General features: G+C 58.1%; 29 protein-coding genes and 1 tRNA gene. 12 read left to right on the forward strand and 18 right to left on the reverse strand.

What is annotated here, in order from left to right; genetic code table 11:
* The first annotated feature begins 491 nt into the window (after positions 1–491).
* A complete protein-coding gene (gabP, locus tag ACW9JC_RS07560) occupies positions 492–1,883 on the forward strand; it encodes a GABA permease (RefSeq protein WP_457454443.1) in 1,392 nt (463 codons plus the stop codon).
* Between the two features lie 75 nt (positions 1,884–1,958).
* On the opposite strand, the gene vapC is transcribed toward gabP, so the two are convergent.
* From vapC to ACW9JC_RS07585, 5 genes are all read right to left on the reverse strand, one after another.
* Positions 1,959–2,366, reverse strand: coding sequence for a type II toxin-antitoxin system tRNA(fMet)-specific endonuclease VapC (gene vapC, locus ACW9JC_RS07565; RefSeq protein ID WP_457454445.1), 408 nt, complete (start codon positions 2,364–2,366; stop codon positions 1,959–1,961).
* Positions 2,366–2,596, reverse strand: coding sequence for a type II toxin-antitoxin system VapB family antitoxin (gene vapB, locus ACW9JC_RS07570; protein WP_457454446.1), 231 nt, complete (start codon positions 2,594–2,596; stop codon positions 2,366–2,368). The genes vapC and vapB overlap by 1 nt, the downstream gene beginning before the upstream one ends.
* A 173-nt stretch (positions 2,597–2,769) precedes the next feature.
* Positions 2,770–3,219: a hypothetical protein gene (locus ACW9JC_RS07575; protein WP_457454447.1), complete on the reverse strand. Its 450-nt coding sequence runs from the start codon at positions 3,217–3,219 to the stop codon at positions 2,770–2,772.
* Between the two features lie 6 nt (positions 3,220–3,225).
* Entirely contained in the window at positions 3,226–3,642 is a 417-nt protein-coding gene (locus ACW9JC_RS07580; protein WP_457454448.1) for a hypothetical protein, read from the reverse strand.
* Between the two features lie 36 nt (positions 3,643–3,678).
* On the reverse strand, positions 3,679–4,653 hold the full coding sequence (locus ACW9JC_RS07585; RefSeq protein WP_457454449.1) for an alpha/beta hydrolase family protein: 975 nt from the start codon (positions 4,651–4,653) through the stop codon (positions 3,679–3,681).
* 322 nt (positions 4,654–4,975) lie between these two features.
* Between ACW9JC_RS07585 and ACW9JC_RS07590 the strand changes: the two genes are divergently transcribed.
* Positions 4,976–5,425 (forward strand): carboxypeptidase regulatory-like domain-containing protein, encoded by a 450-nt coding sequence (locus ACW9JC_RS07590; protein ID WP_457454451.1) that lies wholly within the window; start codon positions 4,976–4,978, stop codon positions 5,423–5,425.
* A 58-nt stretch (positions 5,426–5,483) separates the two neighbouring features.
* Here the strand turns inward: ACW9JC_RS07590 and ACW9JC_RS07595 are convergent, their stop codons facing one another.
* From ACW9JC_RS07595 to ACW9JC_RS07630, 8 genes are all read right to left on the reverse strand, one after another.
* A complete protein-coding gene (locus ACW9JC_RS07595; protein WP_457454453.1) occupies positions 5,484–5,945 on the reverse strand; it encodes a hypothetical protein in 462 nt (153 codons plus the stop codon).
* A gap of 359 nt (positions 5,946–6,304) precedes the next feature.
* Positions 6,305–7,096 (reverse strand): TSUP family transporter, encoded by a 792-nt coding sequence (locus tag ACW9JC_RS07600; RefSeq protein WP_457454454.1) that lies wholly within the window; start codon positions 7,094–7,096, stop codon positions 6,305–6,307.
* A 72-nt stretch (positions 7,097–7,168) separates the two neighbouring features.
* On the reverse strand, positions 7,169–8,248 hold the full coding sequence (locus ACW9JC_RS07605) for a hypothetical protein (protein ID WP_457454456.1): 1,080 nt from the start codon (positions 8,246–8,248) through the stop codon (positions 7,169–7,171).
* 260 nt (positions 8,249–8,508) lie between these two features.
* Positions 8,509–8,584, reverse strand: a tRNA-Phe gene (locus tag ACW9JC_RS07610).
* Positions 8,585–8,675: 91 nt separating this feature from the next.
* On the reverse strand, positions 8,676–8,948 hold the full coding sequence (locus ACW9JC_RS07615; protein ID WP_338584236.1) for an oxidative damage protection protein: 273 nt from the start codon (positions 8,946–8,948) through the stop codon (positions 8,676–8,678).
* Entirely contained in the window at positions 8,945–10,012 is a 1,068-nt protein-coding gene (gene mutY / locus ACW9JC_RS07620) for an A/G-specific adenine glycosylase (protein WP_457454458.1), read from the reverse strand. Before mutY ends, ACW9JC_RS07615 begins: the two co-directional genes overlap by 4 nt.
* Positions 10,009–12,234, reverse strand: coding sequence for an AsmA family protein (locus tag ACW9JC_RS07625; protein WP_457454459.1), 2,226 nt, complete (start codon positions 12,232–12,234; stop codon positions 10,009–10,011). The genes mutY and ACW9JC_RS07625 overlap by 4 nt, the downstream gene beginning before the upstream one ends.
* Positions 12,235–12,312: 78 nt before the next feature.
* Positions 12,313–12,717, reverse strand: coding sequence for an acetyl-CoA sensor PanZ family protein (locus ACW9JC_RS07630; RefSeq protein WP_338584239.1), 405 nt, complete (start codon positions 12,715–12,717; stop codon positions 12,313–12,315).
* A gap of 224 nt (positions 12,718–12,941) precedes the next feature.
* Here ACW9JC_RS07630 and ACW9JC_RS07635 point away from each other — a divergent pair, with 224 nt between their 5' ends.
* The 7 genes from ACW9JC_RS07635 to ACW9JC_RS07665 all read left to right on the forward strand — a co-directional run bounded on the left by ACW9JC_RS07635 (position 12,942) and on the right by ACW9JC_RS07665 (position 18,754).
* Entirely contained in the window at positions 12,942–14,603 is a 1,662-nt protein-coding gene (locus ACW9JC_RS07635) for an OFA family MFS transporter (RefSeq protein ID WP_448106004.1), read from the forward strand.
* Between the two features lie 267 nt (positions 14,604–14,870).
* Positions 14,871–15,464 carry an imidazoleglycerol-phosphate dehydratase HisB gene (hisB, locus tag ACW9JC_RS07640; protein ID WP_007939452.1) on the forward strand — a complete coding sequence of 198 codons (594 nt, stop codon included), beginning with the start codon at positions 14,871–14,873 and terminating at the stop codon, positions 15,462–15,464.
* On the forward strand, positions 15,464–16,102 hold the full coding sequence (hisH, locus tag ACW9JC_RS07645; protein ID WP_075947168.1) for an imidazole glycerol phosphate synthase subunit HisH: 639 nt from the start codon (positions 15,464–15,466) through the stop codon (positions 16,100–16,102). Before hisB ends, hisH begins: the two co-directional genes overlap by 1 nt.
* A complete protein-coding gene (locus ACW9JC_RS07650; protein WP_071552372.1) occupies positions 16,103–16,360 on the forward strand; it encodes a DUF2164 domain-containing protein in 258 nt (85 codons plus the stop codon).
* Between the two features lie 42 nt (positions 16,361–16,402).
* Complete coding sequence (hisA, locus tag ACW9JC_RS07655) at positions 16,403–17,140, forward strand: 1-(5-phosphoribosyl)-5-[(5-phosphoribosylamino)methylideneamino]imidazole-4-carboxamide isomerase (RefSeq protein WP_008041005.1); 738 nt, start codon at positions 16,403–16,405, stop codon at positions 17,138–17,140.
* Positions 17,141–17,149: 9 nt separating this feature from the next.
* On the forward strand, positions 17,150–17,920 hold the full coding sequence (gene hisF, locus ACW9JC_RS07660; protein WP_007897430.1) for an imidazole glycerol phosphate synthase subunit HisF: 771 nt from the start codon (positions 17,150–17,152) through the stop codon (positions 17,918–17,920).
* A gap of 78 nt (positions 17,921–17,998) precedes the next feature.
* On the forward strand, positions 17,999–18,754 hold the full coding sequence (locus ACW9JC_RS07665; protein ID WP_457454460.1) for a substrate-binding periplasmic protein: 756 nt from the start codon (positions 17,999–18,001) through the stop codon (positions 18,752–18,754).
* A 44-nt stretch (positions 18,755–18,798) separates the two neighbouring features.
* On the opposite strand, the gene ACW9JC_RS07670 is transcribed toward ACW9JC_RS07665, so the two are convergent.
* From ACW9JC_RS07670 to gpmI, 5 genes are all read right to left on the reverse strand, one after another.
* Positions 18,799–20,070 (reverse strand): Vps62-related protein, encoded by a 1,272-nt coding sequence (locus ACW9JC_RS07670; protein WP_457454461.1) that lies wholly within the window; start codon positions 20,068–20,070, stop codon positions 18,799–18,801.
* Positions 20,071–20,175: 105 nt separating this feature from the next.
* On the reverse strand, positions 20,176–20,952 hold the full coding sequence (locus tag ACW9JC_RS07675) for a divergent polysaccharide deacetylase family protein (protein ID WP_457454462.1): 777 nt from the start codon (positions 20,950–20,952) through the stop codon (positions 20,176–20,178).
* A gap of 1 nt (position 20,953) precedes the next feature.
* Entirely contained in the window at positions 20,954–22,273 is a 1,320-nt protein-coding gene (locus ACW9JC_RS07680; RefSeq protein WP_457454463.1) for a S41 family peptidase, read from the reverse strand.
* A gap of 31 nt (positions 22,274–22,304) precedes the next feature.
* Complete coding sequence (locus ACW9JC_RS07685) at positions 22,305–23,597, reverse strand: murein hydrolase activator EnvC family protein (RefSeq protein WP_338584247.1); 1,293 nt, start codon at positions 23,595–23,597, stop codon at positions 22,305–22,307.
* A 239-nt stretch (positions 23,598–23,836) separates the two neighbouring features.
* Complete coding sequence (gene gpmI / locus ACW9JC_RS07690; RefSeq protein ID WP_338584248.1) at positions 23,837–25,366, reverse strand: 2,3-bisphosphoglycerate-independent phosphoglycerate mutase; 1,530 nt, start codon at positions 25,364–25,366, stop codon at positions 23,837–23,839.
* A gap of 154 nt (positions 25,367–25,520) precedes the next feature.
* Here gpmI and ACW9JC_RS07695 point away from each other — a divergent pair, with 154 nt between their 5' ends.
* Genes ACW9JC_RS07695 through secB form a run of 3 tightly spaced genes read left to right on the forward strand, consistent with a single transcriptional unit; the run spans position 25,521 to position 26,719 of the window.
* A complete protein-coding gene (locus ACW9JC_RS07695) occupies positions 25,521–25,934 on the forward strand; it encodes a rhodanese-like domain-containing protein (protein WP_338584249.1) in 414 nt (137 codons plus the stop codon).
* 1 nt (position 25,935) lies between these two features.
* Positions 25,936–26,190, forward strand: a complete 255-nt coding sequence (gene grxC / locus ACW9JC_RS07700; protein ID WP_008058538.1) for a glutaredoxin 3 — start codon at positions 25,936–25,938, stop codon at positions 26,188–26,190.
* Between the two features lie 43 nt (positions 26,191–26,233).
* Entirely contained in the window at positions 26,234–26,719 is a 486-nt protein-coding gene (secB, locus tag ACW9JC_RS07705) for a protein-export chaperone SecB (RefSeq protein ID WP_034148553.1), read from the forward strand.
* Positions 26,720–26,742 lie beyond the last annotated feature (23 nt).

Here is a 26,742-nt window from a genome sequence, read left to right on the forward strand (position 1 = left end):
TCAAAGGCAGCCAACAGCGCTACGGGCAGTAAACGGGTGGCATGTGGCAGGTTGTCGCATCGGCACAGCAGACTGTCGCCCCATCAACAACCGAACAGCCGTTTGAACCCTTCTTTCAGGTAAAGCGCGGTGGCTGTCGCGTAAAAAAGGGCGCGATGTTGCCAGCTTTGGCGGGGGGTGTGAAGCGCTAACCCGGCCAAACGTTGTTGATCTGCACTTTTATTGTGCATTGAGCCATTAGCGGGTGTGTTTCCGGAGCGCTGTTTCGTCTTTTAAGTGAGTCGCAGGGTAACGTTCTGGCAAAGTGCTATTACTTTCAATGACTTGCGATGACTGTCCGGTCAGGTCCCAAGTCGCCGAACTAGAGGGTTTTGAAACATTTTGGCGTAATTATTGCGTGCAGATTCCGGAACGCCCCGTTGGTTTCTTTTTACAGAAGAGATTTCCAGGCGGGATGCATGCATTCGCTTTTCCTTACAAAGGTAGTTTCAATGAGCAGTACCCAAAGCTCTAACGGCCTCGAACAGGGGCTCAAACCGCGTCATGTGACCATGCTGTCGATCGCCGGGGTTATCGGCGCCGGCCTGTTCGTTGGCTCGGGCCACGCCATCGCTGCAGCAGGCCCGGCTGTGCTGTTGGCCTACGCGGCCGCCGGTATGCTGGTGGTGTTGGTGATGCGCATGCTCGGTGAAATGGCTGTTGCCTCACCGGACACTGGCTCCTTCTCTACTTATGCCGATCGGGCGATCGGTCACTGGGCCGGTTTCACCATCGGCTGGTTGTACTGGTGGTTCTGGGTTCTGGTGATCCCGCTGGAGGCCAACGCCGCCGCGACTATCCTGCACGCCTGGTTCCCGGGTGTGGACATCTGGGCTTTCGCGCTGGTCATCACGATGCTGCTGACCGTGACCAACCTGTTTAGCGTGAAGAACTACGGTGAGTTCGAGTTCTGGTTCGCCCTGATCAAAGTATTGGCGATCATTGGCTTTATTATTCTCGGCTTGGCAGCGATCTTTGGCTTCCTGCCGAACAGTCAGGTCAGCGGCGTTTCGCATTTGTTCGATACCCAAGGCTTCCTGCCAAACGGCATGGGCGCGGTGCTGGGTGCCATTCTGACCACCATGTTCTCCTTCATGGGTACCGAAATCGTGACCATTGCGGCCGCGGAATCGAAAGACCCAGGCAAGCAAATTTCCAAGGCCACCAACTCGGTGATCTGGCGGATCGGCTTGTTCTACCTCGTATCGATCTTCATCGTTGTGGCCCTGGTGCCATGGAACGACCCGATTCTGGCCAGCGTCGGTTCTTACCAGACCGTACTTGATCGCATGGGCATCCCGAACGCCAAGATGATCGTCGATATTGTGGTGCTGGTTGCTGTGACCAGCTGCCTGAACTCGGCGCTCTACACCTCGTCGCGCATGCTGTTCTCCCTGGGCAAACGCGGTGATGCACCGGCGATGTCCACGCGCACCAATAAAAGCGGTACGCCGTACTGGGCCGTGATGTTGTCCACTGGCGCGGCGTTCCTGGCCACATTCGCCAACTACGTGGCCCCGGCTGCGGTGTTCGAGTTCCTGCTGGCCAGCTCCGGTGCCATTGCACTGCTGGTGTATCTGGTGATCGCGATCTCGCAACTGCGCATGCGCAAACAACGCATGGCTCGCGGTGAAAAAATCGTCTTCAGCATGTGGCTGTTCCCGGGCCTGACCTACGCGGTAATTGTCTTCATCGTCGCGGCCCTGACCATCATGCTGTTCCAGGATGCCCACCGTGTGGAAATCATCGCCACAGGGTTGTTGAGCCTGATGGTGGTGGCTGCCGGCTTGCTGGTGGCCCGCCGTCGTCGCAATGAGAAACTGGTCGCGGCAGTCGCGCACTAAGTACTCTGGCTGAAATAAAAACGGCCGCTGTCAGTGATGACAAGCGGCCGTTTTTATTTCAGAAAGCATGCTCAGTCAGCCGGTGGTAACCCAGTCTTCCACCCGTATTCCCGGCACTCGCTCAAACTCTCTTACATTATTTGTCACGACAATGAACCCGCGTGAACGCGCATGTCCGGCAATCATGTGGTCATAAGGCCCGATGGGCGTGCCGTTCTTGGCCAGTTCGGCTCGAATCATTCCCGTATGCGCCGCGGCATCATTATCAAAAGGCAGGACCTCAAGTCGAGCTGCAAACCCTTCTATGACCGCCAGGTTTCTTTCCGGGGCAGCAGATTTTTCTGCGCCGTATATCAACTCCATCAACGTGACGGCGCTGATACAGAGCTGGCCGTGATGGCGGTTGAATGCCTCGCGCACGGTTTGAGGTTTGTTCTTGATGGTAAAGATGCAGATGTTTGTATCGAGCATGTACTTGATCATCAGAACGACTCGCGCTCCTGGTCGGCAGGTTGCTCACGGTCAGTCATGAAGTCTGTCGTAACACTGTCGCCGTCGAACCAACTGTCCCAGCTTTCACCGGCAGGAGTGATGATACGGGTTCTGCCGATGGCGACCACATCGACGCGTTTCACATCGCTCGGCATTGCTACGGCCTTAGGCAGGCGAACAGCCTGGCTTCGGTTACTCATGAAAAGGGTGGTTTGTTCCATTACGGACCTCCAGCGCTGATGCTGTCGCTATGTGGCCCAGAATAAGATCCAGGTGGGATATGTCAATGGGATATACGTGCATTCGGACCAAGGGTCGCGATTGGTCTGGCTCCAACTAAAACGGCCGCTGTCAGTGATGACAAGCGGCCGTTTTGTTTGCCGAAGCCAAGTGGTTACTCGGCTTTTTCTTCCGGCGCATCCAGAGACTGGGTGTAGGCGTCCAGGGCATCGCCGAAGTCGGTGATGAATTGCGGCTCGCTGAGCCAGGCCTGGGCGGTTTCTCGGTCCATGCCATCGGCCCACATGCGGTAGTCGATCAGCATGTCGGCAGCCAGGTGGGTGGCGGCCATGCCTTCGTCGTCGGCGTTTTCCATGTCCAGCAGTTCTGGATGGTCGATGATGATAACGGCGAGGTTCGTCAGCAAGACCGAGAGCATTTCGCTGCGGCTGACGGCTTCCGCGTCGCGCATTTTGCTGAACATCGCCAGGGTGTACTCAGGGATCGGCTCGCCGAAATCGGGCAGATCCTGATCTACAATCGATTTTCTGCCGACCATGCGGATCTGCTTGGCTTTGGCTTTTGCACGCTTGGCGCGTTTCTGTTGCTTGTTCAGGGAGGCCATGGGAACTCAGTTCGGTTTCTGTTGGTTTTGGGCTGCGATGACTTCGGACGCCGTTACGTAGTCAGTCTGGAAGGCCGGGGACTCGATCCACGCCAGGGCGCTGGCTTCATCCGCTTCGGTAGACCATTGGCGATACTCGATCAGTGCAGCGATGATGAAGTCTGTCGCTGTTTCTTCGCCCTCCTGCTCCAGCACCAGTGCGAGCAGCGGGTGTTCAAGAAAGGCTGCACACATTGCTTGTTGGCTGATCTTTTGTGCATCGATCATTTCTTTGAACAGGTCGGTCAGGTCCACCGATTCGAAATCGATGCGATCGTCGTTCGGGTCCAGCTCGACCGGCGCGGCGGCGCGTTGGGTGCGGTTCTGCTTGGCCTTGGCCTTGGCGCGAGAGGCGCGTTTTTGCTGCTTGTTGGCGGAGGCCATGGTCGTCGTTCCGTAATTCGTTGAAAGGGCAGTGGCTCAGTTGCGCGGGACTGTCCGCCCGGGTGTATCGGGGGCCAGTTCGCCGGTTTGCAGCCAGGACAATGCAATGGGCCATAGTGTGGCTTGGTATGCGCTGCGAAAAAAGGCGAAATGTCCAACTTCTGTCTCGCCGATGTCTTCGGGGGTGATGCGCAGGTGGGTATTGTCGCTGCCGGTAAAGTAGGCAAGCAGGCGTTCGATGGCCGGAATGGTGCCGTAAGGGTCGTCGCTGATGCTGATCGCGAGGATTTGCGCGTTGACGGTTGCGAAGGGCAGGCGCCCTTTGGCGGCGTTGATTGCATGGCCGCTGGGGCGAGTTTCGAAACGGGCAGTCGGCGTGCTCCAGTCACGGACAACGCCGGCGGGCGTATCTTCCAGCCAGCCGAAGCGCTTGCCGGGAAAGTAACCGCAAATCATCGTCACCAGCGGCATCACCACATGCCATTTGCCGAACATCCGCCAGCGGTGGGCCGGCGCATAATCGCGCCAGTAAGCGAACTGCGCGCCAACGGTCACCAGTCGCCGGATAAGGTGACCTGAGGCTCCCAGGCCCGCTGCACAGCCGCCAAAGCTGTGGCCGACCACATCGACAGGCTGACCGGGGAATTCACGCTGTGCGCGTTTGAGCATCGCCTCGAAATCCAACGCTCCCCAATCGGTCCATGTAGCCTCAAGCCCCTTGAGCGATGCCGGACGCGATTCGCCGATGCCGCGGTAGTCGTAGGTGATGACGTCGAAGCCGTTAGCGAACAGGTAGTCGGCGAAACGTGAGTAATGGCGGCAGCGGACGGAGGTGGCGGCGTTGATGATGACGACTGGGCGGGAGGTGTCCCGTGCAACGCGTCGCCAAGTGAAACCGCCAAGGATGAAGCCGTCGGCGGCAGGTTGCTTGAAGGGCTCGGCAATTGCGTCTGTTGTCAGCGGCAGTTCGATTTGAGTGGGAGCCAGAAAGGGCATGTCCTGCAAGTTCATTGGCTTCGGACCTTTGCGGGGAGATGCCAAAGATAGTCTTGCCACTGCATATGGACAATCCGTCGTTACTATCACGAAATTTGATTGAGTCGCTGATCAAGCACTGCTCGCTCGTCGACGATGCAGGGTGCAGCTGAGAAAACAGCAGAAAATTCCGCGTTTGCCGGCAGGACCGCGCTGATGGCAGGTCAGGTTTCAGGCGTTATTCGTGTAGTACTTTTCGCATTCAGCCCAAGTTCAAATCGATCTAAAACCCCACCACTCCTCGGGAAATCAAAATTCAAGTAACGATTAGGTTCTGTAGAGCCCGGGAGTCGTCATCATGAAGTACGTCCATTCACTGATGTTGCCCCTCGCCACAGTCGGCGTTTTGCTGTTCCCCACCCTACTGACAGCTACCAGTATTGAGCCTGTCGACAGCTCGGGTGTGCAGGTTCAGAGGCAGGAGCAGAACGGGATTGCTTACTTGTCCGGGGGGATTGGCGAGGATGAATCCAGAGCTATTCAACAAGCCACGGGCTACAACTTGCACATGACGTTCTCTGTCGGTCCGGAAAACAAATACATTCCCGATGTGGATGTACTTGTTCAGAAAGCGCCGGGGCAGACGGTGTTGACGTTGAGTCAGGCTGGTCCGCTGGTTTATGTGCAGTTGCCTGCCGGCAAATACACAGTCGTTGCCACGCGCAATGGCGAGGAACGGCGTGATACGGCGGATATCGGCAGCGGGGCGGCGCGCAATCTCGTCTTCCATTGGAACGGTGACGAGTAAATGCAGCGGCTAGAGCAGGAGGAAAGTCTCCCCCTGCTCTCGATGTCGTTCTCTGTAATCAGGCTTGCGACACCTGGCCTCTGAGAATCTGTTGCTTGCGCTGTTCTTCAGGCAGGTCGTTGATGCAGTAGTTGATGTAATACACGTTGAACAGGAATGTGTAGAAGGCGTTCATGCGCAGGTCGATCTTGTGCTCGTTGAGCGCATATTCCGAGAGCGCGCGTTTAGCCTTGTATGCCCATACGATGTACAGCACGGCGGAAGCAATGGTACAAATTCCGGATATCGAGTCAAAAAGCACATCGCCCAGATTGGCGAATGCACCACTCAAGCCAACACAAACAGCAAGCCAGATGATGTAGTTGTCGTAGACCACTCGTACCTTGGTGGTTTCACTGATGATCTGGTTATTTCTGTACATCCACAAAATAAGATAAATGCCCGCAGTGGCGACCGACAACAGAAACATATTCAGTGTTTTCGTATCGATTTTATCTTTCAGCTCATTGATTGTTGACATAACTCTTCCATGTCCTGTGATTTTGGGGGTGTGTGGCGTTACAACGAGTTGTGGTTAACGCAAGGGAGGGTGTGGCGGGGGAGGCTATCCATGCGTTGTTGTCTGTCCTTTTTTCTGCGTGGTCCAACTGCGGATTGGGCAGTGGATTGCATCTGTTCAACTCGGCCGTTTTCCGTGGCGTACGTTGAATTTGTGGCACAACGCTACTACAGCTGCGTGATGGTGACGAGTATTGTTTTTTGCAGAGGTTTATTCACGCACAGAAGCCCTCCGGTTTTGCAATTTAGAGGGCTCTGGTATCTGAGGCGTGGAGTGGGTGTATCGTCAGGCGCCGAGCAAGGTCGTTACCGACGTGGCGATCACAAGGATGCCAATGTCTTGATGACTGCAACGCGTAAAGGGTTGGTTTCTACACTCAGCAGCTTGATGGCCAAGGCGCAGCAGACCACGATCAACATGGGTTTGATCAATCGTGGTCCGACCCGAACAGCTGCTCGTGCGCCCAACTGGGCGCCTAGGAAGGCCGCTAAAGCCATGGCTATAGCTACCGGCCAGATAATCACACCTTTGGTGATAAAGACCGACAGAGCACCGAGATTGCAGGAGGCGTTGGCCAGTTTGGTAAAACTCATGGCCCGCATCATGCCCAGGCCGCAGAGAAGTACAAATCCGACAATCAAGAAAGACCCCACACCGGGACCAAAAATACCGTCGTAAAAGCCCAGGATCGGCGCAACGGTAAATGAAAAAAGCAGGATGCTGATTCTCCTGCGTCGATCTTCATTGGCCAGCTTTGGAGACAGTGCAAAATAGATGGCCACCAGCATCAGCATGATAGGCACACACACTTCCAGATAGCGCTTATCAATAGAGCTGACCAGCAAGGCACCACTGGCACCGCCAATAAACCCGCAGATAACCAGGAAACGGCCTTCGCGCCACTCGATCATTCCTTTGCGAGCAAAGGTAGCGGTTGCCGAAATGGTTGCCGAAGCGGCCTGGAACTTGTTTGTTGCAATGGCACTGATCGGATCTACACCCGCTAGAAACAACGCAGGCAAGGTGATCAAGCCGCCACCACCGGCAATCGCATCAAAAAAGCCGGCGCAAAAAGCGACGAGCGCCAGCATGCCGATTACATCCCACGACATTGGATTCTCTCTTTTTAGTTATTGGCGAGTAATTACATGGCTGGCTGTTCAACAGCCGGAACACTTGGAAGGTCAGCCTTGCAGCAGTAGCGGGTCCTCTGAAATAACGACAGAGGAAGCAAATTTAGAAAGACCGAAAATACGAATCAGCACCCGTCTGTTGTCTTTGATCACATCGCGGCAGTGCAGGGCCCGGATGTTATTGATGGCCATCGCCGATTCCTGGGTCAGTGTGTACTCAGCGGGAGTTGCTTCGCCGACACCTTGGCATAGAGCGCGGTAAGCTTCTTTGACGACGCTTGAGACGTTGCTATTGACCGAAAAACGATAGGAATTAAAGCGGGCTGCGAATCCTACCTTGTCGTCGAATTCCAGAATCGAAACGTTGCGCCCACCTTCCCCTTTGCCACCTACAAAGGAGTCGCTACGAGTGAATTGGAAGTTATCCGTTGTTAAAGCAAGGCAGTTGGTGACGCCAATTTTTTCAAGTATGGGAGGGAGTGGAATGACCCGTGTGGGTTCCAGGCTCGGGTTCCACAAGGCAGAAAGTATGAGCGACGAGGGTGAGGGTGAGTGTCCGTCTTTCGCACTCACTGCGCACCAGTAGGGCGCCTCGGTATGCGGGCCAAGTGCGAGACCGGAATGGGAACTCAGTTCTTTGAATTCCGGCTCGGCATTGATTTTGATGAGTCCGCCACCTTTGAAGTTGGCCACTAATCGAACCAGTTTTCCTTCGTTGTCCATGTCATAGGCAAAGGCACTGTTATCCACGAGTTTCAACAAGATCTGATTGCGTGCCGCCAGGCAAAGGACGTCGTGGCGATTTTCCATGGATGTGAGATCAGGCAGCTCATCTGGAGGGCTGGCATCGGTGATTTTTTGTAGCCCTTCAAAGATCAATGCGGAAAAAAGGCCATCTGAGTAGGTACTCAGCAATTCGCATTGGTGTTTCGAAAACGACTGTTTTAATTCGGTGGCGGCCTGTGAGGCTTTGGATTTGGCTCCTGGTGCCTGCGGCCCGCCGATGGCGGCCAGTTCTTCGGCGAACTTGTGAAGCAATACTGATTGCCGAACATCAAAGTTGAAAATTCTGATCTCTTGCTCAGTAAAAAACTCTGCGGTTTCGCCGTCTGATTGAATGGCGTCGGTCATTGCCTACATCCCTGTTGTGAATCTGCTCCCGGTTATGCGGCAGCTCCTTCTCCGATTCTGCTTAATCCGCTGATCAGCGTATGTCATCCATTTCCGTTAAAGCATGCAGAGCGTTCTGATAGATCTGAGAGAACTTGATGCTGTGGCAATAGGAGTGGGGAAGGAGACTGCATCTGGCGCGTAGCTGGTCTGGAACAGAGCCTCATCAAATCGCAGGCATAAAAAAACCCTGAATCTTGCGATTCAGGGTTTTCGGTATTTGGTGCCCAGAGACGGAATCGAACCGCCGACACGGGGATTTTCAATCCCCTGCTCTACCGACTGAGCTATCTGGGCAACGGGGCGCATTAAAAGGGTTTTTCGGATTTACGTCAACGACTTTTTTAAAATTTCTTAAATTAATTCCGTCGCTTACGAAATCGAGGGGTTATTCCGACGGCGGCACGTAGCCTTCGGCCTTGGCGTATTCCTCGCCGGAAAAGAACTTGTCCATCTCGCCCTGAAGATATTTGCGGTCTTCGGCGTTCATCATGTTCAGGCGTTTTTCGTTGATCAGCAGGGTCTGGTGCTTCTGCCAGTCGGCCCAGGCCTTTTGCGAGACGTGGTCGAAAATATCCTGGCCTTTGGCGCCCGGGAACGGAGCGCGTTCCAGGCCTGGCAATTCTTCTTTGTACTTGCGGCACATGATGGTGCGGGTCATGACGACTCTCCTGCGTTCAATACGGCGGCCGCGCGTTCGAGCAAGGTTTTGACCGGGGCGGCAAGGCCCAGGCGCGGCGGGGTGGCGAGGTTATACCAGAGCCAGTCGGCCTCGGCCACGTGATGGCCGGCCTCCTGGACCTGAACCAGCCAGGGTTCGATGGATAACTGAAAATGGCTGAAGGTGTGCACCAGGCTCGGCAACGCCTGTTGCGCGCCCAGTTCCAGTGAGTGCTGAGTCGCCAGATGCTGCAGGTCATCGAGGTCATCGAGTTCCGGCAGGCTCCAAAGACCGCCCCACAAGCCCGTAGAAGGGCGACGGTAAAGCAGAATCGCCCCTTCACCGTTGGCGAGCATCGGCATCAACGTACGTTTTTGCGGAATGGCTTTGCGCGGCTTGGGGATCGGGTAACGGGTTTCCAGGCCAAGCATGTGGGCTTCGCAACCCCGTTCCAGCGGGCAAAGCAGGCAACTCGGTTTGCTGCGGGTACAGAGCGTCGCGCCCAGGTCCATCATCGCCTGGGTGTAGGCGTTGACCCGATCATGCGGCGTGAAGCGCTCAGCATTCGCCCAGAGCTGTTTGGCGACCTTCGGCTCGCCGGGATAACCCTCTTGCGCGGTAAAGCGCGCCAGCACGCGTTTGACGTTGCCGTCGAGGATCGGCGCGCGCAGGCCCATGCTGATGCTGGCGATCGCGCCGGCGGTGGACAGGCCGATGCCGGGCAGGTCAGTGAGTTTTTCCACGTCCCGGGGAAACTCGCCGCCGTACTGCTCGACGACGATCTTCGCGGTCTTCTGCAGATTGCGCGCACGGGTGTAGTAACCCAGCCCCGTCCACAGATGAAGTACTTCGTCTTCCGGCGCAGCAGCCAAGGCTTCGACCGTCGGCAGCGAGGCCATGAAGCGGTCGAAGTAATTCAGCACGGTGCTGACCTGAGTCTGCTGCAACATGATTTCCGAGACCCATACCCGATACGGGTTGATGTCCTGTTGCCAGGGTAAATCGTGGCGGCCGTGGCGATCGAACCAGTCCAGCACCGCCGTTGAAAACTGCTCGGCTCTCATCGCTTGAACAGCCCCTTGAGCGCGTCTTTGAGTTCCGGGCTGACCTTGTCGCCCAGTTTCTCGTCGATCTTTTCGCTGATCCGTTCGCCCGCCAGTTTGCTGGCGACCTGACCCATGCGCTCGTTATCCAGGCGACAGGCCTTGGCGCCCAACTCCAGCGGGCCACGGCAACGCAGTGGCCACTCGATGCCGACAAACCTGTCGCCGACCTGGCAGGCCGGGTCCGGCATGGCGCTCGTATCGCCTTCGACGATGATGCCCACGCGATAGTCCATGCCCAGCACCCGCAGGTCGACATCACCGTCGCCGTTGACGGTCATGCCCGGGATGCGCACTTTCAGGTCCGGGTTGCTGGCCACGCCATTGCGGAAATTCAGGTTGCCCTTGAGTTCCTGGAACGGTGTGTCCTTGCCCCGTGGCTCGCCGCTGAGACTTTTACGGTTGAGTGTGGCGATGCCTTTGCACAGCTGTTGTTCAAGGTTGGCGTTCAGTAGCACGCCATTGTTGATGACAAAACTGGCGTTGCCGTTGAGGGTTTCGATCAGCGCTTTCTGGCTGTTGCCGGTACCGGTCAGGGTGCTGTTGAGCGTGACCAGACCTTTGACGGGTGGTTCTTTGCCCTGGCTTTCGAGGATTTTTTCCGCAGGTACGCGGCTGATCTGCGTCTGCATGTTCAGCACTGGCGCTTGCTGGCGCACATCGAGGGTGCCCTTGGCTTCGAAGTTACCTTCGTAGAGATCGCCGCGCAGGCTCGCCAGCGTCAGCAATCCGCCCTGGCCATTGGCCTTGAGTACCGCGTTATGGATCGGCAGTTTTTCCAGGGTCAACTGGCCGAAGGTCAGGTCAGCGTCCACATCCAGCTTGCTCAGGCGTTCCACCGGCAACAGGCGTTCGTTGCTCCACGCTTCTTTGGTCGGGGATTGCGGCAGCGGTGTGCTGCCGGCGCCGGCCATGGCATCGGCTTCGGTGCTGGCGACTTCGGCCTGACGCACTTGTTTGGCGCTGTTGGCTTCGGCTGATTTCGGCGCGAGGTAACGGTCGACGTTGAAGGTATCTGCCTTGAGGGTTGCTCGCAGCGATTGCTTGGCAAAGTCCTCGACGGCGATGCGACCGCTGAACGTGCTGTCATCGAGTTTCAGGTTGATGTCATCCAGCGTGAGGCTGGTGGGCGTACCGGTCAGCCGGGTCGCCAGTTCCACTTTGCTCAGGCTGCCTTCGGCCATGGCCGGGAGTTTCTGACCGATGCTGTCGACGAATTTCGCCAGATCGAATTGGGCAATCGACAGGCCGCCACTGACCTGTGGCGTCTTGTCGAGGTCGTTAACCTTCAGCTCACCCAGCGCACGAAGCTGGTTGGCGGAAATTTTGATGCCGGTCCATTCGGCGACGTTGGCAGCCTTGTCCAGCAGCAACTGGCCCTGTGCGGCGAAGGTCATGGTCTTGCCTTGCAATGGATCGCCAGCCACTTCACCGGACAGTTTCATGTCTTCAAGCTTGTAGCGCTGCAATGCGCGCTCGAAACGCAACTCGCCATTGAGCTCGGTGCGCACTCGCAGAACCGGCTGGTTGGTGCCGAGGAACGCGGTGAGCTTGACCGGTATGTTGGTGGAGTCATGCACCGGACCGGTGCTGAGCTGGATGCTTTCGGCGCTGAACTGCTTGCCGGTTTTTTCGTCGTTGTACTCAACGCGGGCGTTGTTGACGGTCAGGCTGTCGATGTCCAGGCGAATCGGCTGCGCCGGTTTCTCCGCTTGGGCGGTGGTTTGCGGTTCAGGTTCGCTGGTGGTTGCAGGCGGCGTGTCCGTGGTCGCAGGTTTCGGCACCTTGCCGATGTCTTCCCAGTTGCCGTGGCCGTCCTTGTCGCGGTTCAGGCGCAGGTTCAGGCCTTCGACGCGCACATCGCTCATCTGCACTTCACGGCGCAACAGCGGCAGCACGCGGACCGACAGACCGAGCATCTGCAAATCGGCGAACGGCTCGGCGGGCTTGGCCAGGGTCGCGACAGCGGCGTCGTGCAATTCCAGGCCCAGCCACGGGAACAGGCTCCAGCCGATATCGCCATTGAGCGTCAGTTCGATGTGGGCCTTGTCGCGGGCAATCTGGCGAATCTCGTCTTTGTAGTCGTTGGGATCGAAGAGGTGGGTCAGGGCAAAGCCCAGCGCCACAATGATCAGCAACAGCCCGAGAAGTACCAGACCCAGGATTTTGCCGAACGCTTTCATGGGCGAGTCCTTGTAGTTAGTCGAATTCGAAATTTAGCCGGGGAGTATAGCGCTCCAAAAGAGACGACCGGTCAGTGATCACTCGGACAGGGCATCCAGCGGCACGTTCAGGCTGGCCGCCAACGCCTGGGCCTCCAGATGACCGGCGGGCGCGAGCAGGCGCAATTCGGCGCCGGATTGCGTGGCCATGCTCTGTGCTTCTCGCACCAGGCGTTCCGCGACGCCACGACGGCGGGTGATTTTTCTTACACACAAATAAGACAGATGCCAAACGTCCGGGTGCCGTTGCAGTCGTGCCGCACCCAACAGTCGATCATTGAAGCGTCCGGCAATCAGCGAGCCGTCCCGTAAACAGGCCTCAATCAGCTGCGCAGCCCCTGTAAACGGCGTAAACAGCCACTGCGGGGCGTCATGGTAGATCTTCTGCAAATCCAGCCGATCTTGATCAGTGGCTTGGTTCAATGACTCGACAACGATGGGCATGGAGCTTCCTTCAGTAGTACGAGAACGGACAACGTAGAAAAAGGTGATATCAGTTTGGTTTTTCTGTCACGTGCAAATGGTAACCTTCACCCGTTCGTCGGTCCTTCTGCGACCTGATGTCGCACTAAAATGGAGCTTCACCCTGAAAAAACAGTCATGCGTGCGCATAAAGGCTGGGGGTGAAGAGTGGCTGGCGAACCATACTAATAATTGGGGGATACACAATGACCACGAGTATCGCGGCGGACGGCTATGCCGACCAGCCCTCGTTCCTGTCCAAGGAGCGCATCATCGCCAAGCCCGGTTTCAACCGTTGGCTGGTGCCACCGGCCGCTCTGGCCATCCACCTTTGCATCGGCATGGCCTACGGCTTCTCGGTGTTCTGGTTGCCACTGTCCAAAGCGCTGGGCATCACCAAACCGATGGCCTGCGCGCCTGACATGAGCTTCATTGCTCAAGTCTTTTCATCGCAATGCGACTGGCCGATCTCGATGCTCGGCTGGATCTACACCCTGTTCTTCATCTTCCTGGGTTGCTCGGCAGCCATCTGGGGCGGCTGGCTGGAACATGCCGGGCCACGCAAGGCCGGTGTCGTCTCGGCACTGTGCTGGTGCGGCGGTCTGCTGATTTCGGCGCTGGGCATTTACACGCACCAGATCTGGCTGATGTGGATCGGCTCCGGTGTCATCGGTGGTATCGGCCTGGGCCTGGGCTACATCTCGCCGGTGTCGACCTTGATCAAGTGGTTCCCGGACAAGCGCGGCATGGCGACCGGCATGGCGATCATGGGCTTCGGTGGTGGTGCGATGGTCGGTGCACCGCTGGCGACTGCCCTGATGAGCCACTTCGGTTCGCCAGAAGGCGTTGGCGTTTGGCAGAGCTTCGTCGCAATGGCCGCGATCTACTTTGTGTTCATGATCGGTGGCGCACTGTCCTACCGCGTGCCGCCAACCGGCTGGAAGCCTGAAGGCTGGACTGCTCCAGCGAAGAAAGCTTCGAACGCGATGATCACCAACCGTCACGTGCACGTGAATGTTGCCTGGAAAACTCCGCAGTTCCGCCTCGTTTGGCTGGTGCTGTGCCTGAACGTATCTGCGGGTATCGGCATCCTGGGCATGGCCTCGCCGCTGCTGCAGGAAGTGTTCGGCGGCAAATTGCTGGGCAATGATCTGCCGTTCGGTCAGCTGGATGCAGGTCAACTGGCCTCGATCGCTGCGATCGCTGCCGGTTTCACCGGTCTGCTGAGCCTGTTCAACATCGGTGGCCGTTTCTTCTGGGCATCGTTCTCGGACTACCTGGGCCGTAAAAACACCTACTTCGTGTTCTTCGCCCTGGGCTTTGCGCTGTACGCACTGATTCCGAACCTGGGTCATCTGGGTAGCGTTGCGCTGTTCGTGGCGGCGTTCTGCGTCATCCTGTCGATGTACGGCGGTGGTTTTGCGACGGTTCCGGCTTACCTGGCGGACCTGTTCGGTACACAAATGGTCGGTGCGATCCACGGTCGTCTGCTGACCGCATGGGCAGCGGCGGGCGTGTTGGGTCCAGTGTTGGTGAACTACTTGCGTGAGTATCAGCTGAGCATCGGTGTTGAACGTGCCGCGGCTTACGACATCACCTTGTACATCCTTGCTGGCCTGCTGGTGCTGGGCTTCATCTGCAACCTGCTGGTGCGTCCGGTGGCCGACAAGTACTTCATGACCGACGCTGAACTGGCTGCCGAACAGGCGCTGGGTCACGATAAAGGCGCTGATGCCAGCACCTCGCTGGAATGGAAAGCGGCACCGGGCACGAAGCCTCTGGCAATCGCTGCCTGGCTGGCTGTGGGTATTCCGTTGGCGTGGGGTGTCTGGGTGACTCTGCAGAAGACGGCGGTACTGTTCCACTAATATCCTGCAAAACGCAAAACCTGTAGGAGCGAGCCTGCTCGCGATTGCGGTCTGACAGTCAACGAAGATGTTGAATGTCAGGGCCTCATCGCGAGCAGGCTCGCTCCTACAGTTGTTTCGGGGTGTCTGAAATGTCTTGTATGGACATGTCTATCCCCGACGACTGGGGATTCTATCCGTCAGCGATATCACCTCTCGTGTTTCTGTTTCCGGCCCGCGCCCCTATAATGGTTGCCTTTTTCGCCCAATGATTTTGCGGAGCTGGTGATGGCCGAACGTATGGCGTCTGTCGAGCGCGACACTCTGGAAACCCAGATCAAAGCCTCGATCAACCTTGATGGCACCGGAAAGGCCCGATTCGATATCGGTGTTCCTTTTCTTGAGCACATGCTGGACCAGATCGCCCGTCACGGGCTGATCGACCTGGATATTGTCAGCAAGGGCGACCTGCATATCGATGACCACCACACCGTGGAAGACGTCGGTATCACCCTCGGCCAGGCATTCACCAAAGCCATCGGCGACAAGAAAGGCATCCGTCGCTACGGCCACGCCTACGTGCCGCTCGATGAAGCGCTGTCGCGTGTCGTGATCGACTTCTCCGGCCGTCCTGGCCTGCAGATGCACGTTCCGTATACCCGCGCCACCGTTGGCGGTTTCGACGTTGACCTGTTCCAGGAGTTCTTCCAGGGCTTCGTCAACCACGCCAACGTCACCCTGCACATCGACAACCTGCGTGGGCACAACACCCACCACCAGATCGAAACCGTGTTCAAGGCTTTCGGCCGCGCCCTGCGCATGGCCGTTGAGCTCGATGACCGCATGGCCGGGCAAATGCCGTCGACCAAGGGCGTTCTGTAATGCAGACAGTCGCGGTTATCGATTACGGCATGGGCAACCTGCACTCGGTGGCCAAGGCCCTCGAGCACGTCGGTGCCGGCAAGGTTTTGATCACCAGCGATGCGAATGTGATTCGCGAAGCCGACCGCGTGGTTTTTCCCGGCGTCGGTGCGATTCGCGACTGCATGGCGGAGATTCGTCGCCTCGGTTTCGATTCGCTGGTGCGTGAAGTCAGCCAGGACCGTCCGTTCCTCGGCATCTGCGTCGGCATGCAAGCCTTGCTCGACACCAGCGAAGAGAATGACGGTGTCGACTGCATCGGCCTGTTCCCGGGCGCGGTGAAGTTCTTCGGCAAAGACCTGCATGAAGACGGCGAACACCTGAAAGTCCCGCACATGGGCTGGAACGAAGTGCAGCAGAAGGTGAGTCACCCGCTGTGGCACGACATTCCGGACATGGCGCGTTTCTACTTCGTGCACAGCTACTACATCGCGGCCGCCAATGCGCGCCAGGTGGTCGGTGGCGGTCACTACGGTGTCGATTTCGCCGCCGCGCTGGCCGATGGCTCGCGATTCGCCGTGCAGTTCCACCCGGAGAAAAGCCATACCCATGGCCTGCAACTGTTGCAGAACTTCGCCGCGTGGGATGGTCGCTGGTAAATGGCCGTCAAGAAGAAGCCGCCGATCCTGACCCTCACTCCCGAGCAGGAGAACGAGGCCAACAGCAAGATCAAGCGTTTCATGGAAGACCGCTTTGAACTCGACCTCGGCTCGTTCGAGGCGGCTGAGATTCTTGAGCTGTTTACCCGTGAAATTGCTCCGCACTATTACAACAGGGCGATTTTCGATGTGCAGACGCACCTCAAAGAGAGGTTCGAAAGCATCGAAAGCGACCTGTGGGCGCTCGAGAAAAACTGATTTCCGAGCAATGCTGAAAAATCGAATTTAAAGGTTTGCCAGATGCTGATTATTCCCGCTATCGATCTTAAAGACGGTGCCTGTGTTCGTCTGCGCCAAGGCCGCATGGAAGATTCCACAGTGTTCTCCGATGACCCGGTGAGCATGGCTGCCAAGTGGGTAGAGGGCGGTTGCCGTCGTCTGCATCTGGTCGACCTGAACGGCGCGTTCGAAGGCCAGCCGGTCAACGGCGAAGTGGTCACCGCGATCGCCAAGCGCTACCCGAACCTGCCGATCCAGATCGGCGGCGGTATTCGTTCGCTGGAAACCATCGAGCACTACGTCAAGGCTGGCGTGAGCTACGTGATCATCGGCACCAAAGCTGTGAAAGATCCGGCTTTCGTCGCCGAAGCCTGCCGCGCATTCCCGGGCAAAGTCATCGTCGGTCTGGACGCCAAAGACGGTTTTGTCGCCACCGACGGTTGGGCTGAAATCAGCACCGTGCAGGTGATCGACCTGGCCAAGCAATTCGAAGCCGACGGCGTGTCCGCGATCGTTTATACCGACATCGCCAAAGACGGCATGATGCAGGGCTGCAACGTACCGTTCACTGCCGCACTGGCTGCTGCGACGAAGATCCCGGTCATCGCTTCCGGTGGCATCCACAACCTCGGCGACATCAAGTCGCTGCTCGACGCCAAGGCGCCAGGCATCATCGGCGCGATCACCGGCCGGGCGATCTACGAAGGCACCCTCGACGTCGCTGAAGCGCAAGCTTTCTGCGACTCGTACAAAGGCTGAGGACTGACCATGGCGCTGGCCAAACGCATCATCCCTTGCCTCGACGTGGACAACGGCCGGGTGGTCAAGGGTGTGAAATTCGAAAACATCCGCGACGCCGGTGACCCGGTGGAAATCGCCCGTCGCTACGACGAGCAGGGTGCCGACGAGATTACCTTTCTCGACATCACCGCCAGCGTCGATGGTCGCGACACCACGCTGCATACCGTCGAGCGCATGGCCAGCCAGGTGTTCATCCCGCTGACCGTGGGCGGTGGCGTGCGCACCGTGCAGGACATCCGCAATCTGCTCAATGCCGGTGCGGACAAGGTGTCGATCAATACTGCCGCCGTGTTCAACCCGGAATTCGTTGGCGAAGCCGCGCAGCATTTCGGCTCGCAGTGCATCGTCGTTGCCATCGATGCGAAGAAGGTTTCCGGTCCGGGCGAAACCCCGCGCTGGGAGATCTTCACCCACGGCGGCCGCAAGCCGACCGGCCTCGACGCTGTCGAGTGGGCGAAAAAGATGGAAGGCCTCGGTGCTGGCGAGATTCTGCTGACCAGCATGGATCAGGACGGCATGAAAAACGGCTTCGACCTCGGCGTCACTCGCGCCATCAGCGATGCGCTAGGTATTCCGGTGATCGCTTCTGGCGGCGTTGGCAACCTGCAGCATCTGGCCGACGGCATTCTCGAAGGTCACGCCAGTGCGGTGTTGGCGGCGAGTATTTTCCACTTCGGTGAATACACCGTGCAGGAAGCCAAGGCTTACATGGCCCATCGCGGAATCGTGATGCGCTAAACATTCCGATACAGGCCAGTGGACATCATGGCGGGCTCAGGGCACTCTTGGGTACGCCATGGATTTCGGTAGCCAGACATGCTTAAACGCCTTCTTCTTGCCCTCGCCAGTGCTTCTCTGTTGTTCGTCAGCGCAGCGCACGCCGCAGACCGTCCCGACACCGATATGGTGTTGCTGACGGAAAACTTCCCGCCCTACAACATGGCGAAAAACGGCAAGAACTTTGCCCAGGGCGAGAACATCGATGGCATCGCCACCGATATCGTCCGCGAAATCTTCAAGCGTGCCGACATTACCTACAGCCTGACCTTGCGCTTCCCTTGGGAGCGGGTCTACAAACTCGCCCTGGAAAACCCCGGTTACGGTGCCTTTGTGATGGCGCGTTTGCCGGATCGCGAGCGGCTGTTCAAATGGGTCGGGCCGATCGGTCCGGACGACTGGATCATGCTGGCCAAGGCCGACAGCAAAATCACCCTCGAAACTCTGAACGACGCACGCAAGTACAAGATTGGCGCCTACAAAGGTGATGCGATCGCCGAGACCCTGGCCAAGCAAGGGCTCAATCCCATCGTTGTTCTGCGCGATCAGGACAACGCGAAAAAACTGGTCAGCGGCCAGATCGACTTGTGGGCTACCGGCGACCCGGCCGGGCGCTATCTGGCGCGCCAGGACGGGGTGACTGGCCTCAAGACTGTCCTGCGTTTCAACAGCGCGGAGCTGTATTTGGCGCTGAACCGGGACGTGCCTGACGAGACCGTCGCCAAACTGCAGGCTGCGCTTGATCAGCTCCGCAAGGAAGGGGGAGTCGACGCAATCATGGGACGGTATCTGTAATTTTGACGAGCCTGCCGCGCATCGTAGAGCCGGACAGCATCCGGCTATTTTTCAGGCGGATATTCGGTCAAATACAGTTTGTCGAAGTCTGAGTAACTGCCCTCATTTGCCACTTGCGTGCCGTTGCTGCGTAGTAGCCGATAGTCGAACTGTGTGCGGTAAACCGCGACGATTTGGTTCTTCGCAACAATGGTAACGACATCGGTAGGCACGGGGGCGACCAGCCTGCTGTTGGGTGTTTCGACGGGTGAGACGCTGTTGCTCAGATTGGCCGAGAACCCGACTGAAAAAGCTGGTCGAGGCGCTATGGAAAACGGCGGCCACCTGGAGCTCCATTCGGTCCCTATCTCGATCGCTGTCAGCCGGGAGAATGTTTCGAGACTGTCTGCATTCTGTACCTCGGCAGTCCATTTGAAGGTTTGTCCCGTGGAACCCGTGTTATGGCCAAAACCGATCAGCAGGTACTGATCCTTTCTTTGCAAATGGTAGTAAGGGGTCGTACGAAACTGCTCAAAGGGATTCAGCTCGGGATCTTTGATCGCGAACCAGGGAAGCCTTGCAGTGTGCGTGATTTTGGCGTGCAGCGTTGAGGGCGGTGGTTCATATCCGCTCAGGACTGGAGGAACAGGTGCAGGTTCGACCTGCAGCGGGATGAGCATGCGCAGGGAAAAAGCCGCGGCGTGCGTGTCCGGTTTGGTATAGCTGTTGGTGCCCACGAATGTGCCAGGCGCAAAATGAATTTCTCCTGGGGCCGCCACCGGAGGTTGAACACTCCAGACGCTGAAGTCCTGCTTTGCTCGACTGCCCTTGTCGCTCCAGATCATTTCGTCGATGGATGATGCCACGACAAGATCCGCCCGCACGCAACGAACGGCGTTGACTGAGGGTTTGTCCAGACTATCGGAGCACACCAGCCCAAGCGCCACATAACCATCAGGTGGAATCGGTCGCCATATCGAACAGTCCGTTTTGGCGCCAGACCCCGTATCTTTCCAGACCTGTTCAAAGTCATGGGGCTTGCTCAATGCCTTGCTCTGATTGGCGCCGGCACTTGGCAGTTCGCCTTCGCAAACAACGGCCATCACTCTTTTATCGTTGATGTTGTCGTGGCCGGAAACGGCGAGGTCACCGAGCGGGAAAAAACCCGGTAGCAAATCAGGGGCGGGGGTGGGGCGCCAAAAACCGCCGGGCTTGGAGCGTGAACCTTTGTTGTCCCAGATCCGGTGGAACTCGGTCGTAAAGTTGATCAGCAGGTTTTCAACTTTGATCGACTCCATTGGCCTTGCGGGTATCGCGTCATCATCTTGTGTGTTCATGATCATTCCTGATAATTGAAAGGCAACCCAATTGGGTGGCGACTTCAATATCCGGAACTGGACAAGACGCTTGGCGGTAAATATGTATAGGCTCGTTACAGGTTATTACCGATAAATCCCTTCTTTCCCGTGCGCGGACATGGCGCGATTGCCGCGCACGCTGATCATCTGCCTGATATCGATCCACTCGATACCTTGCGCCTTGAGCTTGGGCAATTCTCGCTCCAGCACCGCCAGTGTTTGCGGATACGGATGCCCGATCATCACCGCTGAACCCTGATTGTGCGCCAGGCTTATCGCCGTCTGTAGCTGCGTGAAGATGGCCGCTTCAGTGCGCTCATCATCGAGAAACACATCCCGCGAAGCGCTCGCCAGATCGACCTTCTGCGCTTGCTGCGCGGCCACGGTCTGCGCGCTGGTGCGGCTGTCGACGAAGAACTTGTGGCGACGCTGCAAGTCCGCCATCAACCAGGCCATGGCGGCGGGTTGCGCGGTCATGCGACTGCCCATGTGGTTGTTGATGCCGGCGGTGTAGGGGACCATTTTGAATGCGGCGTTGAGGCGTTTCTCAAGCTCTTCGATGGGAAGCTCGGGATGCCAGGCGAACGGCCCGGTGGCCGGGTCCATAGGCATATGCAGGATGACGATCTTGCCGGCGCGATGGGCTTCGCGGGCGAACTCGGTAGCGTGAGGTGTGTCGGGCATGATTGCCGTAGTCACCGGGCCGGGCAGGGCCAGCACGCGGCGATCCCGGGGCAGGCTCTGCCCCAGGTCATCGATGATCAGCGTCAGGTACGCCTTTTGCGGCGGGGTTGCGGCGGGGGCAGCGTGAGCCACACCCGCCAGACAGCACAACAGACTCAAGGCTAGCCGTAGAAACATCTTAACGGCCGGACGTGATGCTCAGCCCTTTGAGCAGGCTCAGGGCCTGGGCCAGTTGGTAATCGTCGTCCTGCGGCATTGCCTTGGCTTTGCCGCCGGAACCGCTCGGTTTGTCGGCGCCGCCGTTGCCATTGCCCAGGTGACCTTGCAAATCGGCTTCCTTGAAGTAATCGCTGTCCTGCTCGCTGGTGATCTTGGCCTTGCGCACTTCGATGTCCGGCACGATGCCCTGGGCCTGGATCGAGCGGCCGTTCGGCGTGTAGTACAGCGCAGTTGTGATTTTCAATGCGCGGTCGTTGTTCAGCGGCAGCACGGTTTGTACCGAGCCTTTGCCGAAACTGGTGGTGCCCATGACTACGGCACGTTTCTGATCCTGCAAGGCACCGGCGACAATTTCCGACGCCGAGGCGCTGCCACCATTGATCAGCACGACCATTGGCACGGCTTCGCTTTCGTCCTTGCCGGTAGCCGAGAAGCGCAATTCGGAGTTGGCTATCCGGCCCTTGGTGTAGACGATCAGGCCTTTGGTGATGAAGTGGTCGACCACTTCCACCGCCGATTGCAGCACGCCGCCCGGGTTGTTGCGCAGGTCGAGGATGATGCCGTTGAGCTTCTTGCCGTTGTCCTTGCGCAGCTTGGCCAGTGCCTTGGAGACCTCTTCGCCGGTCTTGACCTGGAACTGGGTGATGCGGATATAGCCGTAGCCGGACTCCAGCAACTGGCTCTTCACGCTCTTCACTTGAATGATGGCGCGGGCCAGGGTCACGTCGAACGGCGTGCCGCCGTCGCGAACCAGGGTCAGGGTGATTTTTTGGCCGATCTTGCCGCGCATCTTGTCCACGGCTTCGGTCATGCTCTGGCCGCGAGTCGGCTGGCCGTTGATCTTGACGATGAAGTCGCCCGCCTGAATGCCCGCCTTGGAGGCCGGTGTGTCATCGATTGGCGAGACCACCTTGATGAAGCCGTCTTCGGCACCGACTTCGATGCCCAGGCCACCGAACTCGCCGCTGGTGCTTTCCTGCAATTCAGCGAAGTCTTCAGGCCCCAGGTAAGCGGAGTGCGGATCAAGGTTGCTGAGCATGCCCTTGATCGCGTTTTCCAGCAGGGTCTTGTCGTCTACCGGTTCGACATAGGCGGCCTTGATCCGGTCCATGACCTCGGCAAAGGTGCGCAACTCTTCCAGCGGCAATGGCGCCTTGGTGGTCGCAGCAGTGCCCGCAGGCGCGACCGCCGGGGCCGGTTGAGCGGCAAACGCCAGAGGCGCGCCGATCACCAGGGCGATCGTCAGGGCCAGCGAGGTAAGGCGGGACAAATGCAGCATGTCGAACGAACTCCTGAATTAGGCAGCGCGCTTATCCTTGCGCGCGACACCATTGTGCCGGATCACTCGGGTGACCCTGCTGACGAATCGCGAAATACAATGCCGGCGTGTCTTGTCCGCCACTGTTACCGACAGTGGAGATGGACTCGCCGGCTTTTACCACGTCACCCGCAGACTTGAGCAGCGTCTGGTTGTGACCATAGAGACTCAAAAAACCGTTGCCGTGGTCGAGAATCACCAGCAACCCGGCGCCGCGCAACCAGTCGGCGAACACCACGCGACCGCCATGCACCGCATGCACTGCGCTGCCGGCCGAGGCGCTGATCATCACGCCGTCCCATTTGGTCCGGGCATCGTCGCCACGGCTTTCACCGAAGCGTGCCAACAGTCGACCATCGACTGGCCATGGAAGTTTGCCGCGAGTTGACGCAAACGGGCCGCCAAAGGTTTCGCCGGAGCTGGAAACCAGTGCGCCAGGTGTTGATTTAACCGGTTTGCGTGGGGCGTCAGTCTCTTCTGCTTGAGCCTGGGCCTCACGTAAACGCTTTTTTTCGGCTTCCTGCTGGGCAATCAGCGCTTTCTGTCGCGCTTCTTCTGCCTCGCGAGCCTGGCGGGCCAGGGTTTCCTCAATGGTTTTAAGGACTTTAGACAGGTCTGCCTGATCCTGCTCGCGGGCTGCCAGTTTCTGGTCGCGGGCTTTTACGTCGTCACTGAGCTTGGCCAGGACTTGCTGGCGTTCCTGGCGGACTTTGTCGAGTTCGTCGCGCTGGGTGTCGAGGCTGCTTTTCTGTACCAGCAATTGCGCCTGCTGCAAGCCGATGTCTTTTTCGACATTGGCCAGTTGGCGCAGGGTTTCGTTGAAATTCTTCAGCTGCTCCAGGCGGGCCTGGCTCAGGTAGTCGTAATAGGTGAGGGTGCGAGCGAATTTCTCGGGATTCTGCTGGTTGAGCAGCAGCTTCAGGTATTCCTGGCGACCGTTCTGGTAGGCGGCGCGGGCCTGGATGGCGATCAGTCGTTGTTGTTCAGTGCGCGCGCTCTGGAGTTTTTTTTTCTCCGCATCGAGACGCTGCAGCTCGGATTCGCTTTTCTTCAGCTCTTTTTGCAGGGCTTCGACCTGCTTCTCGAGCTTGCCCATTTCGGTCTCGGTGCCTTTGAGATCTTTTTGAATGCCGGATTTTTCTTCCTGCAACTTGCCCAGCAGTTTCTTCAGCTCGGCAATGTCCTGACGCGTGGCGTCCAACTGTTGTTGGGTTTGCGCGCGCTCGTCAGCGAAGGCCGGTTGGAGCAGGCAGGTCAGGGCAAGGGCGATCAGGACGCGAAGCATAGAGGCGGGCGACACCAGGGAAAGGGACGGCCTAGTATGCCCGCCCCACGCTGCAAAAAAAACGCCCAATTGGGACTGTGTGATAACTGGGCCGGAATACACCTGCAATTAGTCTTCAAAACCACCACAAACCACTGTGGGAGCTGGCTTGCCAGCGATGGCGGCTTGGCATTCAACACTGAAGTTGGCTGTCAGATCGCTATCGCGAGCAAGCCCGCTCCCACAGGGTTTTTCGGTGGTTAGACGAGAATCGAAGTCCCGGTCATTTCCGCCGGCTTCTCCAGCCCCAACAACTTCAGCATGGTCGGTGCCACATCCGCCAGCACGCCGCCTTCGCGGACCTTGAGATCACGCTTGCCGACATAAATGAACGGCACCGGTTCGGTGGTGTGCGCCGTGTGCGCCTGGCCGGTGGATGCGTCGGACATTTGCTCGACGTTGCCGTGGTCAGCAGTGATCAGGGCTTCGCCGCCAACCTTTTCCAATGCCTCGACGATACGGCCGACGCAGGTGTCCAGGCACTCAACGGCTTTCACCGCTGCCTCGAACACGCCGCTGTGACCGACCATGTCGCCGTTGGCGTAGTTGACCACGATCACGTCGAAGCGCTGGTTTTCGATGGCATCGACGATGCGGTCAGTGACTTCCGGCGCGCTCATTTCCGGCTGCAAGTCATAAGTGGCGACTTTCGGCGACGGGATCAGGATGCGCTCTTCGCCCGGGAACGGTTCTTCACGACCGCCGGAGAAAAAGAACGTCACGTGGGCGTACTTCTCGGTTTCAGCGATGCGCAGTTGCGTCTTGCCGTTTTTCGCCAGGTAATCGCCCAGCACGTTTTCCAGGCTGCCGGCAGCAAAGGCCGATGGCGCAGGAATGCTGGCGGCGTATTGGGTCAGCATGACGTAGCCTGCGAGTTTTGGCTGGCGAGCACGTTCGAATTCCTTGAAATCGTCCTCGACGAACACGCGGGTCAGCTCGCGGGCGCGGTCGGCGCGGAAGTTCATGAACACCACGGCATCGCCATCTTCGACTTTCACCGGCTCGCCGATGGAGGTGGCTTTGACGAATTCGTCGCTCTCGCCACGCTCGTAAGCAGCTTGCAGACCTTCCTGGGCGGTGGCAGCGTTGAATTCGCCGTTGCCGTCGACAATCAGGTTGTAGGCTTGGGACACGCGGTCCCAACGGTTGTCACGGTCCATGGCGAAGTAGCGGCCTATGATGCTGGCAATACGGCCTTTGCCCAGCGCCTGGAACGTGGCATCGAGCAGTTCGATCGACGACTGAGCGCTTTTCGGCGGCGTGTCGCGGCCGTCGAGGAAAGCGTGCAGGTAAATGTTCTGGGCGCCGCGCTTGAAAGCCAGTTCGGCCATGGCGACCAGGTGATCCTGGTGGCTGTGCACGCCGCCATCGGACAGCAGGCCCATGAAGTGCACGGCTTTGCCGGCGGCGACCGCTTTATCCACCGCGGCGCAGATGGTCGGGTTCTCGAAGAACTCGCCGTCGCGGATCGATTTGGTCACGCGAGTGAAGTCCTGGTACACCACGCGGCCGGCGCCGAGGTTCATGTGGCCGACTTCGGAGTTGCCCATCTGGCCGTCCGGCAGACCGACGTCCATGCCGCTGCCCGAGATCAGGCCGTTGGGCACGGTGGCCCACAAACGGTCGAGCACAGGCTTCTTGGCCGCGTAGATGGCGTTGGCTTCCTGGCTTTCACTGTGACCGAAGCCGTCGAGAATCATCAGGACCAAAGGTTTAGGCGTGGTAGTCATGGAATCCACTCGTGGCTGAGGTAAAAAGGGGTAATGGAAAAAGGGAGTCGCAGTTTAAAGCGAAGTTCCGGCCACGTCACCGCCGGACGGGGTTTGGCCCACCATAGTGGCTGTGTATACTGGCCGACATTTTAACGCCCTGGAACCTCCTTCGATGGTTGCTCACCTGATTGAATTTGCCACTAACCACTACATTCTCGTCGGTATCTTCGTCGTACTGCTGGCCGCACTGATCGCGTATCAGATGCAAGGCGGCGGCCGTAGCCTGAGCACCGGTGAACTGACCGGTCTGGTCAACAAAGACGCGGGCGTGGTGATCGACATTCGTCCGGCCAAAGACTTTGCCGCCGGTCACATTGTTGGCGCGTTGAACATTCCTCACGACAAACTGACTGCCCGCGTAGGCGAGCTGGAAAAGCACAAGGCCAAGACCATCATCCTGGTCGACGCCATGGGCCAGACCGCCGGCACCCACGCTCGCGAGCTGGTGAAGGCCGGTTTCACCGCCGCCAAGCTGTCCGGTGGCGTTTCCAGCTGGAAAGCCGACAATCTGCCGCTGGTGAAGTGATATGAGCAACGTCGTCGTCTACTCCAGCGATTACTGCCCTTATTGCTCCCGAGCCAAATACCTGCTCGAGAACAAAGGCGTGGCCTTCGAAGAGATCAAGGTCGATGGCAAGCCGCAGGTGCGCGCCGCAATGGCTCAGAAGGCCGGACGTACGTCCGTGCCGCAGATCTGGATCGGCAGCACCCACGTTGGCGGTTGTGATGATTTGTTTGCCCTGGAGCGCGCGGGTAAGCTCGACGCGCTGCTCAAGGCCTGAATTCCATACCCTATAAAAAGCCCAAGATCAGAAAGGATCTGAGATGACTGACCAACAGAACACTGCAGCTAGCGAAGAAGAAACCGCACCGCAATTCTCCTTGCAGCGCATCTACGTACGTGACCTGTCCTTCGAAGCCCCGAAAAGCCCGGCGATCTTCCGCCAGCAGTGGGAGCCGAGCGTCGGTCTGGACCTGAACACCCGTCAAAAGGCGTTGGAAAACGACTTCCACGAAGTCGTGCTGACCCTGTCGGTTACCGTGAAAAACGGTGACGAAGTGGCGTTCATCGCCGAAGTGCAACAGGCCGGTATCTTCCTGATCAAGAACCTGGACGACGCATCGATGAGCCACACCCTGGGCGCGTTCTGCCCGAACATCCTGTTCCCGTACGCTCGCGAAGCGCTGGACAGCCTGGTGACCCGTGGTTCGTTCCCGGCACTGATGCTGGCTCCGGTGAACTTCGACGCGCTGTACGCGCAAGAGCTGCAACGCATGCAGGCTGCGGGCGAGACTCCGACCGTACAATAAGAGCTTCGTTTGCCCCATGAAAA

It is taken from the genome of Pseudomonas sp. SDO5591_S426 (assembly GCF_054070755.1).